Annotated in this window: 14 protein-coding genes; 4 read left to right on the forward strand and 10 right to left on the reverse strand. The window is 55.0% G+C overall.

The features are described from left to right. Nucleotides 1-26: 26 nt before the first annotated feature. From FFI61_RS13075 to metG, 7 genes are read right to left on the reverse strand one after another with little or no spacing between them, the layout of a single operon-like run. Nucleotides 27-740 (reverse strand): electron transport complex subunit E, encoded by a 714-nt coding sequence (locus tag FFI61_RS13075; RefSeq protein WP_200370998.1) that lies wholly within the window; start codon nucleotides 738-740, stop codon nucleotides 27-29. Nucleotides 741-742: 2 nt separating this feature from the next. After that, a complete protein-coding gene (gene rsxG, locus FFI61_RS13080) occupies nucleotides 743-1,444 on the reverse strand; it encodes an electron transport complex subunit RsxG (RefSeq protein ID WP_200371000.1) in 702 nt (233 codons plus the stop codon). A gap of 2 nt (nucleotides 1,445-1,446) precedes the next feature. Then, the gene (gene rsxD, locus FFI61_RS13085) at nucleotides 1,447-2,499 is read right to left on the reverse strand and encodes an electron transport complex subunit RsxD (protein ID WP_200371005.1); all 1,053 of its coding nucleotides are present in this window, start codon (nucleotides 2,497-2,499) and stop codon (nucleotides 1,447-1,449) included. A gap of 21 nt (nucleotides 2,500-2,520) precedes the next feature. Further along, complete coding sequence (gene rsxC, locus FFI61_RS13090) at nucleotides 2,521-4,359, reverse strand: electron transport complex subunit RsxC (protein ID WP_200371007.1); 1,839 nt, start codon at nucleotides 4,357-4,359, stop codon at nucleotides 2,521-2,523. After that, complete coding sequence (rsxB, locus tag FFI61_RS13095) at nucleotides 4,359-4,931, reverse strand: electron transport complex subunit RsxB (RefSeq protein WP_200204224.1); 573 nt, start codon at nucleotides 4,929-4,931, stop codon at nucleotides 4,359-4,361. Before rsxB ends, rsxC begins: the two co-directional genes overlap by 1 nt. Before the next feature lie 15 nt (nucleotides 4,932-4,946). Continuing rightward, nucleotides 4,947-5,528, reverse strand: a complete 582-nt coding sequence (gene rsxA, locus FFI61_RS13100; protein WP_200204228.1) for an electron transport complex subunit RsxA — start codon at nucleotides 5,526-5,528, stop codon at nucleotides 4,947-4,949. 36 nt (nucleotides 5,529-5,564) lie between these two features. Next, on the reverse strand, nucleotides 5,565-7,607 hold the full coding sequence (gene metG / locus FFI61_RS13105; RefSeq protein WP_200371015.1) for a methionine--tRNA ligase: 2,043 nt from the start codon (nucleotides 7,605-7,607) through the stop codon (nucleotides 5,565-5,567). A 140-nt stretch (nucleotides 7,608-7,747) separates the two neighbouring features. Here metG and apbC point away from each other — a divergent pair, with 140 nt between their 5' ends. The 4 genes from apbC to FFI61_RS13125 all read left to right on the forward strand — a co-directional run bounded on the left by apbC (nucleotide 7,748) and on the right by FFI61_RS13125 (nucleotide 11,626). Continuing rightward, on the forward strand, nucleotides 7,748-8,848 hold the full coding sequence (gene apbC, locus FFI61_RS13110; protein ID WP_200371016.1) for an iron-sulfur cluster carrier protein ApbC: 1,101 nt from the start codon (nucleotides 7,748-7,750) through the stop codon (nucleotides 8,846-8,848). A 264-nt stretch (nucleotides 8,849-9,112) separates the two neighbouring features. Then, entirely contained in the window at nucleotides 9,113-9,679 is a 567-nt protein-coding gene (gene dcd, locus FFI61_RS13115; RefSeq protein WP_200371017.1) for a dCTP deaminase, read from the forward strand. Then, nucleotides 9,676-10,275, forward strand: a complete 600-nt coding sequence (locus FFI61_RS13120) for a YjaG family protein (RefSeq protein WP_200371018.1) — start codon at nucleotides 9,676-9,678, stop codon at nucleotides 10,273-10,275. Before dcd ends, FFI61_RS13120 begins: the two co-directional genes overlap by 4 nt. 73 nt (nucleotides 10,276-10,348) lie before the next feature. After that, nucleotides 10,349-11,626 (forward strand): valine--pyruvate transaminase, encoded by a 1,278-nt coding sequence (locus FFI61_RS13125; protein WP_200371019.1) that lies wholly within the window; start codon nucleotides 10,349-10,351, stop codon nucleotides 11,624-11,626. Here the strand turns inward: FFI61_RS13125 and FFI61_RS13130 are convergent. From FFI61_RS13130 to purM, 3 genes are all read right to left on the reverse strand, one after another. Continuing rightward, nucleotides 11,623-12,375: a DUF3108 domain-containing protein gene (locus FFI61_RS13130; RefSeq protein ID WP_200371020.1), complete on the reverse strand. Its 753-nt coding sequence runs from the start codon at nucleotides 12,373-12,375 to the stop codon at nucleotides 11,623-11,625. The two genes, FFI61_RS13125 and FFI61_RS13130, sit on opposite strands and share 4 nt — an antisense overlap. 84 nt (nucleotides 12,376-12,459) lie before the next feature. Then, nucleotides 12,460-13,122 carry a phosphoribosylglycinamide formyltransferase gene (gene purN, locus FFI61_RS13135; RefSeq protein WP_200371021.1) on the reverse strand — a complete coding sequence of 221 codons (663 nt, stop codon included), beginning with the start codon at nucleotides 13,120-13,122 and terminating at the stop codon, nucleotides 12,460-12,462. Continuing rightward, a complete protein-coding gene (purM, locus tag FFI61_RS13140; RefSeq protein ID WP_200371023.1) occupies nucleotides 13,119-14,183 on the reverse strand; it encodes a phosphoribosylformylglycinamidine cyclo-ligase in 1,065 nt (354 codons plus the stop codon). Before purM ends, purN begins: the two co-directional genes overlap by 4 nt. Nucleotides 14,184-14,272 lie beyond the last annotated feature (89 nt).

Consider the following 14,272-nt stretch of genomic DNA (forward strand, 5'->3'; position numbering starts at 1 on the left):
TGTTTCGTTACGACTCCGATGATAAATCATGAGACGTTTCCGGTTACGCGCACGCGTTTGCTGCCGGGTGTTGCTGCAGGCTGGAGCGTCTTTTGACGTTCCTTGAGATGGCGGTCAATGCCATTTTTCATGGCGATCAACAGACCGAGACCGACGAATGCGCCGGGCGGCAGTACCATGAATAGCATGTCCGGATAGTTTGCAAAGGGCTTTATAACCCAGTCTGACGCCATGGGGCCCAGTAGCAGGTGCATATCAACAAACAGTGTGCCTTGGCCGATCAGTTCGCGTATACCGCCGAGAATGATCAGCACGACAAGAAAGCCTGCGCCCATCATTGCACCGTCAAGCAGTGCAGGGCCTGGCGCATTGCGTGAGGCAAAAGCATCGGCCCGGCCAAGGATGGCGCAGTTGGTGACTATGAGAGGGATAAAAATACCCAGAATCTGGTACAGCTCGTAGGTGTAGGCCTGCATCAGCAATTCCGCACAGGTTACGAACGACGCAATAATCATCACGAATGCAGGTAGCCGCACGGACTCACCAACGAAGTTCCGGATCAGCGATACTGCGAGGTTCGAACCCATCAGCACCATCAGAGTGGCAAGCCCCAGGCCAATCGCATTAACGACAGTGCTGGTAACTGCAAGAAGCGGGCACAGCCCCAGTACCTGAACCAGGGCAGGGTTGTTGTCCCAAAGCCCATCGCGAATGATCTCGCTGGAGGTTTTAGTTGCCATGATCAGAACTGCTCCACATTCAGGGATTCATCTGCCAGATCTCCGGGCGTAACCACCGGGCCTTGTCCGGAGGGGGCACTGTTCAGTTGCGCCTGGATTGCCTGCTTGTTCTGCCGGAAATAAATCAGGGATTTCTGTACGGCTTTCACCACGGCTCTTGGCGTGATGGTGGCTCCGGTAAATTGGTCAAAGACGCCGCCGTTCTTTTTCACGTTCCATTGCTTTGGTACGGGGTTTCCAATGGAGCGCCCTTCAAAATCTTTAACCCAATCGGATTTCCGGGTTTCTATCCGGTCGCCCAGCCCCGGGGTTTCCTTGTGTGCTATAACCCGAACACCCAGAACCTTTCCTTCAAGATCGATACCGACCAGCAGCTTGATAGTGCCTGAATAGCCGTCTGGTGCAACCGCTGGCATGATCATACCGACTGGCTCTCCGTCCTGGCGAGCTACCCATACTGTGACCGGCCCTTCGGTGGCCAAGCGATCACTGGCAGGCAGGACCAGAGTATCCCGGAGCAGATCGTTGTTGTGGTCACTCTCCGGGATAATCTCAAACAGTGCTTTGGCTTCTGCTCTGGCAGCCTGCTCCTTGATACGTTCACTGGTCAACGCCTGAGTAAACGCAATAGTACCGCCAGTAATGACTGCAAATATGCCAAGGCCAATGGCGCTGCGACGAATTGATTGAATCATGGTCGCCATGGTCAGCTCCTGCCTCCGCCAGAAAAGCCTCTGCGGGCCTTGTGATGGCCGTAGGTCCGTGGCGGCGTGTAATGATCGATAAAGGGCACGGCAAAGTTCATAAGCAACACGCTGAATGCAACGGCATCCGGATAGTTACCCCAGCTACGGATCAGATAGATAAGTATTCCAATACCCGCGCCATAAATCAGTTTTCCCTGGTGGCTGGTTGCTGCAGAAACCGGGTCGGTGGCGATGAAAAATGCGCCAAGCATGGTGCCGCCGGCCAACAGGTGCAGTGGAAGTGGCGCAAACTCATCAGCATTGCTCCCAAAGGCCAGGCTCATAACAATCAGTGAACCCAAAAACGCAACTGGAATGTGCCAGCTGATTATTCTGAGGCCGATCAGCACAAGCCCACCCGCCAGGAAGGCGGCATTAACCCACTCCCAGCCCCTGGCAAAACCATTGCCGAACGTGGGGTGGGCAAGAACTTCCTCCGCAGTGTGGGTCGCAATTTTATGTTTGTATTCGTCAAGTGGGGTGGCCATGGTCCAGCCGTCAACCGCGGTTTGCTGTCCTGAGGCAATGGTTGCCAGCGTATCTCCGAAGCCAGGAGCCTTGTCCCAGAGCAGCGCCGGTTCAGCCCAGTTGGTGGTCATGGCCACCGGGAACGAGATCAGCACCAGCGCGTAACCCACCATGGCGGGATTGAAAGGGTTAGAACCCAGCCCACCATAAAGCTGTTTGGCAATCACGATTGCGGAAATGACCGCCACAGCAGATACCCACCAGGGTGCAAACTGTGGCAGGGAAAGCCCCAGCAGCAGCCCGGTTACGGCGGCTGTGTTGTCCTTGAGAACAAACGTAATCGGTTTGCTGCGCAATTTGAGAACAGCTGCTTCCGAAGCCAGAGCGATGGCGATGCACCAGACAACGTTGATGAGGTTGCCCCAGCCGAAAAACAGGGTTTGTGCCAGCAACCCGGGCAAGGCCGCGAGTATGACCCACAGCATCACCTTAGAGGTTGGGCGAGCCTTGTGAGCATGGGGTGAAGACTGTTGAACAAACGCCATGAAAATCGGGCCTGATTCAGATTATTTGATGGATTGTGGTTCAGTTTGGGCTGCCAGCGTTTTGCGTGCATCCGCAAGGGCTTCTTCTGCCCGCTTGACCCGGTCGTGGTTCTTGGCAACAGCTCGTTCAAGCTTGTCCACGTTGTCTGCTTGTTGTGCTTTTGCATCTTCAAGCATGGCCTGCATGGTTTCCAATTTGGACTGCGCCTGAGAGAACTGTTTTTCCAGTGCATCCAAATCGGGCGCTTCCTGCTCTGCCTCTGAGGGAGGAGCTGCCTTTGCATTGCTGGCTTCAGCGCTGGCTTTTTTGCGTGCCAGGGCCTGCTCCACCAAAGCAGATTTCGCTGCTCGCTCGTCGACAGCCTCTCCGCTCGCTGCAGACTGCTCCGCTTCTGCTTTCTTTAAGGCCTGAGCTTCCGCAGCGGCTTTGGCGCGCTCTTTGCGGCGCAGTTCTTTCTCCTGCTGTTCGCGCTCAAGCCTTTGCTGGCGGGCTTCGAAACGCTCCCGAGCTCTATCTGCTTTCAGCTGTTCTGCCCGCTGTACGCGGATCTCGCCCTTGGCGTAGCGATAGTACTGCACCAGCGGGATGGAGCTGGGGCAAACGTAAGAGCAGGCACCGCACTCTATGCAGTCGAACAGATTCAAATGCTCTGCTTTTTCGAACTCTGCAGCTTTGGAATGCCAGAACAATTGCTGCGGTAGCAGTTCCATTGGGCAAACCTCTGCGCATTGACCGCAGCGTATGCACGCTTGCTCCGGTGGCGGTGCAGGAAGCTCACTGGCGGTCGCAGCAATGATGCAGTTACTGGTCTTGATAACCGGCACCGCTGTGGTGTTCAGGGTGTAGCCCATCATGGGGCCACCAAGTACCAGGCGACTGACCCGGTCTTGCTGCAAGCCTGCCTGTTCCAGTAGGTAAGCAATGGGTGTGCCCAGCAATACCTCAAAATTGCCCGGGCTTTCAGCGGCTTCACCGCTCACAGTGACCACCCGGCTAATAAGCGGCGAACCCTCGAAGACAGCATCAGACACGGCTACGGCGGTACCAACGTTCTGGCACATGACACCTATATCTGCCGGAATGCCGCCACTGGGCACTTCCATGCCGGTGAGGACCTGGATTAGCTGCTTTTCGCCTCCAGAGGGGTATTTGGTCGGGATAACCGCAATTTCAATTTGCGTGCCTTGAATGGCTTCGCGCAGCGCTGCGATAGCTTCCGGTTTGTTGTCCTCTATGCCGATCACGCAACGCTCGGGTCGCAGTATCCAGGCCATTATCTTTAACCCGGCAACGACCTTGTCGGCTCGCTCGCGCATGGTCATGTCGTCGGCAGTAATGTAGGGCTCGCATTCCGCGCCGTTGAGAATCAGCGTGTCAACCTTGCGGTCCCTGGGTGGTTTCAGTTTGATATCTGTAGGGAATCCCGCGCCGCCCATGCCGGCGACACCGGCTGAGTGAATCACGCCAAGCACCTGATTCCGCTCAAGAGTGCGGTAGTCGCTGATCGGGAAGCGCTCGCACCACTCGTCCTTGCCGTCTGGCTTCAAAACGATGCATTGGTCTGTCATGCCGGAAGGGTGAGGTACCGGGTAGTCACCAATGCTCTCGATCACGCCAGATGTAGGTGCGTGCACTGGAACGACCATGCCATGGCTTACGTCGGCTATTTTCTGGCCTTTCAGGACAACATCGCCAACCGCCACTACAGGCTCCGCGGGCTCACCGATATGCTGCTGCAGTGGCAACACCAGTTGCCCGGGAATACCTGCGGTTTGAATGGGTCGGCGGGTTGAAACCTGCTTGTTCTCTGCGGGGTGAATGCCGCCGCTAAAGTCCCAAAGCTTGATAGTTGAGGGCATCAGGAGTTGGCCTCCTGTTTGTCTGTAGTGATAATCCGGGGCTGCGACCAGGTCCATCCACGAATATCAGGCTCGATAGTGATCATGTCGATGCAATCAACCGGGCAGGGCTCCACGCATAGATCACAGCCTGTGCATTCACTTTCGATAACCGTGTGCATGTGTTTTGCAGCACCCAGAATCGCATCCACCGGGCAGGCCTGAATGCACTTGGTGCAACCTATACATTCATCCTCCCGTATCACAGCAACCCTGCGCGCCTGTTCCACTCCGTGTTCTGCATCCAGCGGTTGGGGGTCAACATCGAGCAGGTCGGCCAGCGCTTTGATAGTGGATTCGCCGCCGGGAGGGCATTTATTGATGGCACCACCCTCTGCAATGGATTCGGCATAGGGGCGGCAGCCGGGGAATCCGCACTGGCCACACTGGGTTTGCGGCAGCATTGCGTCGATCTGTTCCACCAGTGGATTGCCTTCTACCCGAAAGCGCTCCGAGGCAAAACCCAGCAAAGCGCCAAACGCCAGGGCAAGGCTCAGCAGAACCAGAACGGCGATAAGAATGCCTGTCCACATAATACTGCGTCTCCGTTAAACGCTGACCAGGCCGGTAAAGCCCAAGAACGCCAGTGACATCAACCCTGCGGTAACCATGCCAATCGCGGCGCCCTGAAAGGACACAGGGACATCAGACACGGCAATGCGCTCGCGCATTGCGGCAAAGAGCACCAGCACCAGCGAGAAACCGGCGGCAGCGCCAAAACCGTAGAGCACTGATTCAACGAAGTTGTTGTTTTTGTTCAGGTTAAGAAGTGCCACGCCGAGTACGGCGCAGTTAGTGGTAATCAGCGGCAGGAAAATACCCAGCACGCGGTAGAGCAGAGGGCTGGTTTTACGTACAACCATTTCGGTGAACTGAACCACCACGGCAATCACCAGAATGAAGGTGATGGTTTTCAGAAACACCAGATCCAGAGGCGCCAGCAGGTAGGTATAGGCAAGATAGCTGCATACCGATGACAGAGTCAGCACAAACGTGGTGGCCAAAGACATGCCCATGGCTGTTTCCAGTTTGCCTGAAACCCCCATGAAGGGGCACAGGCCAAGAAACTGCACCAGCACGAAGTTGTTCACCAGAATGGTGCTGACCAAGATCAGTAAGTATTCTGTCATTGTTGCATCACCGGATCGCTCTGCCTCGACCTTTGTTTACATCACACGCATGCCGGGCGTGGCACCCGAATCAGGAGACAGGATAAAAATATCCTTGCCGCCCGGGCCAGCCGCCAGAACCATGCCTTCGGACATGCCGAACTTCATTTTACGGGGTTTGAGGTTGGCTACCATGACCGTAAGACGGCCCTCCAGATCCTCAGGCTTGTAAGCAGACTTGATACCAGCAAACACGTTGCGCTCGCCTTGCCCCAGGTCAAGCGTCAGGCGAAGTAGCTTGTCTGCGCCTTCCACATGCTCGGCTTTGACTATTTTAACGACCCGCAGATCCACCTTGGCGAAATCATCAAACTCGATTTCATCAGCAATAGCTTCGCTGGTGTCCTGCTTGTCTGCCTGAGCTGGTTTGCTGATGGCAGCAGGCATCTCTCCTTTTGACGCATCCAGCATTTTTTCGATCTGTGCCATGTCTACCCGGCTCATCAGAGGGCTGAACTTGTTGATGCTGTGGTTTTCCAGCCGCTCGCTGCGATTGTTCCAGTCCAGCTTCGCGTTGAGGAAGTCCTCCGAAGCCTTGGCCGTCTCTGGCAGCACCGGAGCGAGGTAGGTCATCAACAGGTGGAACATATTCAGGGCGTTGGTGCAGATGGCCTGCAGTTTTTCGTCCTGACCTTCCTGCTTGGCTACGACCCAAGGCTGCTCATCGTTAACATACTGGTTGGCAATGTCTGCCAGCTCCATGATGCGGCGCATGGCACGGCCAAACTCACGAGCCTCATAAAAGGCTTCCAGCTCTTCGCCCGCTTCAATAAATTTCTTCAGCTTGTCGTGCTCAGTTACCTGGCCAAGCTTGCCGTCAAAACGCTTGGTAATAAAACCGGCACTGCGGCTGGCAATGTTGACTACCTTGCCAACCAGATCTGAATTCACTCGTGCGGCAAAGTCCTCGAGATTCAGATCCATATCGTCCACGCCGCCAGTCAGCTTGGCTGCAAAGTAGTAGCGCAGATATTCCGGGTTCAGGTGGTCCAGATAGGTGCGGGCCATAATGAACGTGCCCCGGGATTTGGACATCTTCTTGCCGTTAACCGTTACAAAACCGTGGGCCCAGACCGCTGTTGGCGTGCGGAAGCCTGCATCGTGCAGCATGGCCGGCCAGAACAGGGCGTGGAAGTTGATAATGTCCTTGCCGATAAAGTGATAGACCTCGGCAGTGGAATCTACCGTCCAGAAGTGTTCGAAATCCACGTCTTCCCGGTTGCAGAAGTTTTTGAAGCTTGCGAGGTAGCCGATAGGCGCATCCAGCCATACATAGAAAAACTTGCCAGGGGCATCGGGAATCTCAAAACCAAAATAGGGCGCATCGCGACTGATGTCCCATTCCTGGAGACCTGCATCCAGCCATTCAGCCAGCTTGTTGGCGACTTGAGGTTGCAAGGCGCCACTGCGAGTCCACTGAGTCAGGAATTCGGTGAATTCCGGCAGTTTGAAGAAGTAGTGCTCCGAGTCTTTCTCTACCGGCGTGGCACCGGACACTGCAGAGCGCGGGTTGATCAGCTCGGCCGGGGTGTAGGTTGCGCCGCAAGCTTCACAATTATCGCCATACTGATCGTCGGTTTTACACTTGGGGCAAGTGCCCTTGATGAAGCGATCCGCAAGAAACATGTTCTTCTCAGGATCGAAGAACTGGGTGATGTTACGAGTCGCGATATTGCCGTTTTTCTGTAACTGGCGGTAGATGTACTCAGAGAAGTACCGGTTTTCTTCCGAATGGGTGGTGTAGTAGTTATCAAAGCGGATGTGGAACCCGGAGAAATCCTGCTGATGTTCTTCACGGATCCGGTCAATCAGCTGCTCGGGCGTGATGCCTTCCCGCTCGGCACGGAGCATAATGGCGGTGCCGTGGGCATCATCGGCGCAAACGTAGTAGCAAGTGTGGCCTCGCATATTCTGATAGCGCACCCAGATATCGGTCTGAATGTATTCCAGCAGATGGCCCAGGTGAATGGGGCCGTTGGCGTAGGGCAGTGCGCTGGTAACCAGAATATCGCGCTGTTGCTTTGAACTCGCTTGCGTCATGGTGTATCCGAACCTTTCATCAGAGTAAGGGTTGTATGGTCAGAAACGGGCACAGATGATACCTTTTGAACAGATAATTTTCACCCGAAACACCTGTTTTCATGCTGAAAACCCGCATGAGCTTATTTCCGGAGAGCCAGATGACACAAATTTCAGAGCAGGCCCTGCAAGCGGCCGTGCGTGAATACCGAGATCCGTACCTGGAAAAGGATCTTTATGACCTGGGTGCCGTAAAGTCACTGGTAGCTGATGAAGCAGGCAAGGTTACGGTAATGATAGAGCTGCCATACCCGTCAAAAGGGATCGCAGGTGGCTTGAAGCAGTTAGTTGCCAATGCGCTGGAAAATGTTGACGGGGTTGAATCTGCTGAGGTTCATGTGGCTCAGAAAATTCACTCCTACAAGGTGCAAAAAGATCTGCCATCTGTTCCCGGTGTCAAAAACATCGTAGCTGTCGCATCGGGCAAAGGCGGCGTGGGTAAATCCACAACAGCCGTCAATCTGGCCCTCGCACTCCATGCCGAGGGTGCTCGTGTAGGCGTTCTTGATGCCGATATATACGGCCCCAGCATTGGCATGATGCTTGGGGTCCCCGAAGGCAAGCGCCCGGACGTGCGAGAAGAAAAGTATTTCGTACCCATGGATGCCCATGGCCTCCAATGCATGTCCATGGCCTTCGTGACCACCGACAAAACCCCTATGGTATGGCGCGGCCCGATGGTCAGTGGCGCTGTTATGCAACTCTTGCAGCAAACCCTGTGGGATGAACTTGACTACCTGATCGTCGACATGCCCCCAGGTACCGGCGACATTCAGCTCACCCTGGCACAGAAAGTCCCGGTTACCGGTGCGGTGATCGTCACCACTCCTCAGGACATAGCACTTCTCGACGGCAAGCGCGGTATAGAAATGTTCCGAAAAGTTGAAATCCCTGTGCTGGGTGTTGTGGAAAACATGAGCGTGCACATCTGCAGCAACTGTGGCCATGCAGAGCACCTCTTCGGAGCTGGCGGTGGTGAACGCATTGCTGATGAATACGAAACAACCCTGCTGGGCCAATTGCCCTTGCACATGACCATTCGCGAACAAACCGACGGCGGTATGCCCACTGTGGTTGCCGTACCTGAGTCCGAAGTGGCACTCCGTTATCGCGACATCGCCCGCCGGGTTGGGGCAGAGCTTTCCACAAGGGAGCGAAACCTGAGCGGGGCTATTTCAAGTGTGTCTGTGAAGTCACACTAGATAAGAGCTGGGAGCTGGTTTGCGCAGCGGACTGCTTGGTGGTCTGATCGCAGGCGCGGGAAAGGCGGTTCAAAAATGTCGTAGGCCAGGGATGGCCGGAGACAAGCCCACATGGATGTGCTTGAAGCGGTTTTTGAACCGCCTTTCCCGTGACTGCAGCCCCCAAAACCAGAACCCTCTGGGCGGCACAGCGAGGCTTCGACAGAACCCAGCCGAACAGGTAAACTACGCCCCAATTTTCCCAAGTAGAAACGAGATTTCGCCATGAGCATCAAAGCTGACAAGTGGATTCGCCGAATGGCTGAACAGCACCGCATGATCGAGCCCTTCGAAAGCGGCCAGGTTCGTGACGGTGAGCAAGGCCGAGTTATCTCCTACGGCACCTCAAGCTACGGCTACGACGTACGTTGCAGCAACGAATTTAAAATCTTCACCAACGTGCACTCAGTCACCGTCGACCCCAAAAATTTCGACGAAAAAAGCTTCGTAGACTTCACCGGCGACGTTTGCATCATCCCACCGAACTCCTTTGCCCTTGCGCGCACCGTCGAATACTTTCGAATTCCGCGCAGCGTACTCACCATCTGCCTCGGTAAATCTACCTACGCACGCTGCGGTATCATCGTAAACGTCACGCCGCTGGAACCAGAGTGGGAAGGGCACGTAACCCTGGAGTTTTCCAACACCACCAACCTACCGGCGAAAATTTACGCCAACGAAGGCGTCGCTCAGATGCTCTTCTTTGAGTCTGACGAAGTTTGTGAGACCAGCTACAAAGACCGAGGCGGAAAGTACTTTGGCCAGACCGGCGTAACGCTGCCAAAAACATGAACGCCAACCAGTTTCTTAAAGCTGTAGCCCAGTTGCAGGGATGGCGTGAATGCGCCTTCCTGCTGGCACTTGCCGAGCGATCATTTCCTAATTACGCGCTCTTTGCCGAAGCGGTTGACCTGAAAACCGGCGGCAAAATGCACCAGATACTCGATCTTGCGTGGGGCACACTCCAGCAGGCTGCAACCGAATCTGCCATACCGCAACTGCTGGTGAAACTCGAAGCCTTGTCTCCGGATGTTGAGGCCTACGACGCCTACGGCGTCTACCCGGCGTTTGATTTCTGCCAGTTGCTGGAGCAGGCACTGCTGAATCGACTGAATCCCTCAAAACATCGGGCCACAGAAGCCTCACAACTGGCAACAAGCACGGTGATGAGTTTTATTGAGTTGTCTGAAGGTGAAGGGCTGGAAGAATATGAGCTGGTTCGCTTGCTCGACTCACACCCCCTGATGAAAGAAGATAAAGCCTTCCAGCGCAACCTGGTGCTTGAGCTGAAACGCCAGCGTACGCCAGTAGAGCAGTTCATCTCCGAAATCAGGGAAATGGCTGCCAATGAGGGCGTCAGCAATCTTGGTATCTCGCCAGGAGACTGAATCCCTCCCGTTTTCAGAACAGGCTTACATTAATCCCGCTAAATGTTCAGTTCCGACCTATGGAAGCAACCCCATGAAACTCTCCACTTTTGGCCGTAAGTTCACTGCCGACGCAGGCATCACCTCATTGATGGATGACCTGGGTAATGCGATGGCGTCGGGCGACGATATGATCATGATGGGAGGCGGAAATCCGGGGCACATCCCTGAAATTCAGGCGCGGGTGCAGGAAATTCTGGCGGATATGAGTAAGAGTGAAAACGATGTTCGCCGACTGGTGGGAATATACGATCCCCCTCAGGGAGAAAAGCAGTTCATTGCGTCACTGGCAGACCTGCTAAGCCGAGAGTATGGCTGGGATCTTAAACCGGAAAATATCGCCCTGACCAACGGCAGCCAGGCTGCCTTCTTCATGTTGTTTAACATGTTTGGTGGCGATTATGGCGAAGGTCACCGCAAGCATATACTGCTGCCGCTGGCGCCAGAGTATATAGGTTACGCAGACGCCGGTATTGAGCCGGGATTGTTTCATGCTGTGCAGCCTGACATTTCGTTCACCGATGCTCACGAATTCAAATACCGTGTGGACTTTGACGCGGTAGAAGTCACGGGAGAAACAGGTGCCATCTGTGTCTCCCGGCCAACCAACCCGACCGGCAACGTGGTGACTGACGAAGAGTTGGCCAGGTTGGAGGAGATGGCGCGCCAGCACAACATACCTCTGATTGTGGATGGAGCTTACGGTACACCTTTCCCAAGCCTGTTGTTTGTAGATGCCAAGCCCACCTGGAACGAACAGATTATCCTGTGCCTGAGTTTGTCCAAGCTTGGCTTGCCGGCAGCTCGTACCGGGATTGTGATTGCTGCAGCGCCCGTCATAAAAGCCTTGTCTGGAATTAACGCGATCATGAACCTGGCCACAGGGAGCTTTGGTGCCATGCTGGCCGAGCCGCTGGTTCGTTCCGGAGAAATTCTGTCATTGAGCCGGGATGTGGTTTGCCCATTCTATAAGCGGAAGATGGAGCGGGCAGTAGCAGCGTTTCGTGAGGCTATGGGTGAAGACAGTTGCCGCTGGTACGTACACAAGCCTGAGGGTGCCATGTTCCTGTGGTTGTGGTTCCCGGAGTTGCCCATTACCAGCCTGGAGTTATACCAGAGGCTAAAGGCCCGTGGGGTACTGGTGGTTTCGGGGCATTACTTCTTCCCCGGTTTGCCTGAGGATGGCTGGAAGCATCGCGATGAATGCTTACGCGTGACCTATTCCCAGGACGACGAGCGGGTGGCGCAAGGGCTGCGAATTATTGCGGACGAAGTTAAGGCTGTGTGGGCCGAAGTGGATCGGGAGGTTTAACCTCCCAGGTCCACACTCTTGAGCTTGAGTTCGTACTTGCTGCCGTCTGGTTCCACCTGGAGCAGACGCACCAGTACGAATTCGCTGTCCGGATCAAACCACATCAACGTCTCTCGTTTGGAGTTTTCACGAATCTTCTCGGCTTTGAGGAGTGAAGAGCGGGAGCCATCGGTGCCACTGGCATCATCATTCACAACGGCAAACCGCTCGCTGTCGATTTTGCCGCGATCCAGAACCTGATACTCCATCTCACGCTTACCGTTCAGAACATCCTGGTGCAGTTGTACCTGAAATCCAAGAGGGTCGAGAATACCTTCCTGCAGCTCCACCTTGAATGATTTGCCTCTGTAATCTCCCGCAGCTACTCCGGCCTTCCAGTCGAAATCGATAGACTGCTTTCTGTCCTTGATAAGGAGGCCGGACAGGCGATACCGGTACCTGAGGGGAACAACCTTGCCATCTTCCCATTTCAGTACCAGGGATTCGTCCAGGTCTGCTATAAAAGACTTCACCTCTGTTCGGTAGAGCCATACATCATTGCCTTGGGAGGTGAGGATGCGTTTCGCGCTGCCATTAAGGGAGACGCCCTTTTCCATGGAGGCGCCATAACTGACCTCAAAAGGAAATAGATCCGGGGCCGACTCCGCCTGCGCAGCGCTCGTCAGCAACAAAGCCAGCGTGCACAGAAGGCTGGCTGCGATGTTTCGGCTTGTTTTCAGGGCGTGCACAGTACTTCGAGTTGGGAGCATTTCGTTGACCTCGAATCCTTCAAGTATGATGAAAGTCTAGCGGGTCGGTGGGCACTGTGTGGTGACAGTCTGGTAAGGTGCGCCTTAATTATCGGGGAGGCGCATGGGCGTTTTCATTACCTGGCCGTCGAACAGCACAAAATCGCTGCCCAGCTGAATCCGGCCTTCGCAAAACCAACGCACAACTATCGGGTACAACAGGTGTTCTTTGCGTTGTACCTTTTCGGCAAGGGTTTCACTTGTGTCGTCAGGCGCCACAGTTACTTCCGCTTGAGCGATTACGGGGCCACCATCCAGCTCTTCTGTCACGAAGTGAATGGAGACGCCGTGTGTATCATCGCCGGCATCCAGTGCTCTTTGGTGAGTATTCAGGCCGGTGTACTTTGGTAAAAGTGACGGGTGAATATTCAGCAGCTTGCCGCGGAAGGCCTGCACAAAGCTCGGGGTGAGGATGCGCATGAAGCCTGCAAGCACTATGACATCCGGGTTGTAGCGCAGAATGTGGGCGATTAAGGCTGCGTCGAACTCGTCTCTAGAGCCAAATCCCTTATGGTCAACGACAAAGGTCTCAATGTTGGCCTGGGCTGCGCGTTCAAGGGCAAATGCTTTTGGCTGGTTGCAGCCCAAAGCGATGACCTGGCCGGGGAAATCCCGTTCCCGGCTAGCGTCTACCAAGGCCTGGAAATTGGTTCCGCTGCCGGAGGCCAAAACCAGAATTTTGGGTAGAGTTGGTTGGTCTGCCTTCATTCTGAAAGCAACCCCGGCGCGTAGCGCACTACCGCCTCTTCTTCTGCGTTTTCAGCGCGCTCAATAACGCCTACCTGCCAGGCAGTCTCTCCGAGCACCTTCAGTGTATCCAGGGCCAGGTCTTTCTGACTATGCGGGACGCAAACGATCATGCCAATGCCGCAGTTAAAGGTGCGGTACATTTCTTCAATGGCAACACCGCCGGCTTCTTTAAGCCATTGGAATACCGGGGGCAGCTCCCAGCTTGCGGTATCGATAGCGGCAATCATACCCTTGGGCAGAACCCTGGGAATGTTCTCTGGTAAACCGCCGCCCGTAATGTGGGAGAGGGCGTTTACATCCACCTGTCGGATAAGCTTCAGCACGTTCTTGACGTAGATCCGAGTGGGCTCCATCAGGGCGTTTTCCAGAGTGGTGTCGCCAACAGCTTGTTTGAGGTCGGCGTTACTAACTTCAAGGATTTTGCGAATCAACGAGTAACCATTGGAGTGAGGGCCTGAAGAAGCCATCGCCAGCAAAACATCGCCTTCGCGCACATTACTGCCGTCTATTATTTCGCTGCGCTCTGCTACGCCAACGCAGAAGCCGGCCAGGTCGTAATCGTCGCCTTCATACATGCCCGGCATCTCGGCTGTTTCGCCACCTACCAGTGCACAGCCAGCTTGTTCGCAGCCTTCGCCGATGCCCGCCACTACCTTTGCGGCGATGTCTATATTCAGCTTGCCCGTGGCGTAGTAGTCGAGGAAGAACAGAGGCTCTGCGCCACCCACAATGAGATCGTTTACGCACATGGCGACCAGGTCGATACCAATGCTGTCGTGCTTTTCAAGTTGCATGGCCAGTCGGAGTTTGGTGCCCACGCCGTCGGTGCCGGACACCATGATTGGCTCTTTGTACCCTGGGGGAATCGCGACCATGGCACCAAACCCGCCAAGCCCTCCCAGAACCTCAGGGCGCCGGGTACGTGCGGCGGTTTCCTTGATGCGGCTGACAAGTTCATTACCGGCGTCAATATCAACGCCGGCATCGCGGTAGGTCAGGGAAGGCTTCTGTTCGCTCATGGGGATCTTAACCATTAGGCCAGTGGGTCAGGCGGCGGATTTTAGCAGGTGCGGTGTGGGGGTCCAAGTGCAATTGCTGCGAGCGGGTG

It is taken from the genome of Marinobacter sp. DY40_1A1, assembly GCF_016597815.1.
GTDB classification, from domain to species: domain Bacteria; phylum Pseudomonadota; class Gammaproteobacteria; order Pseudomonadales; family Oleiphilaceae; genus Marinobacter; species Marinobacter xiaoshiensis.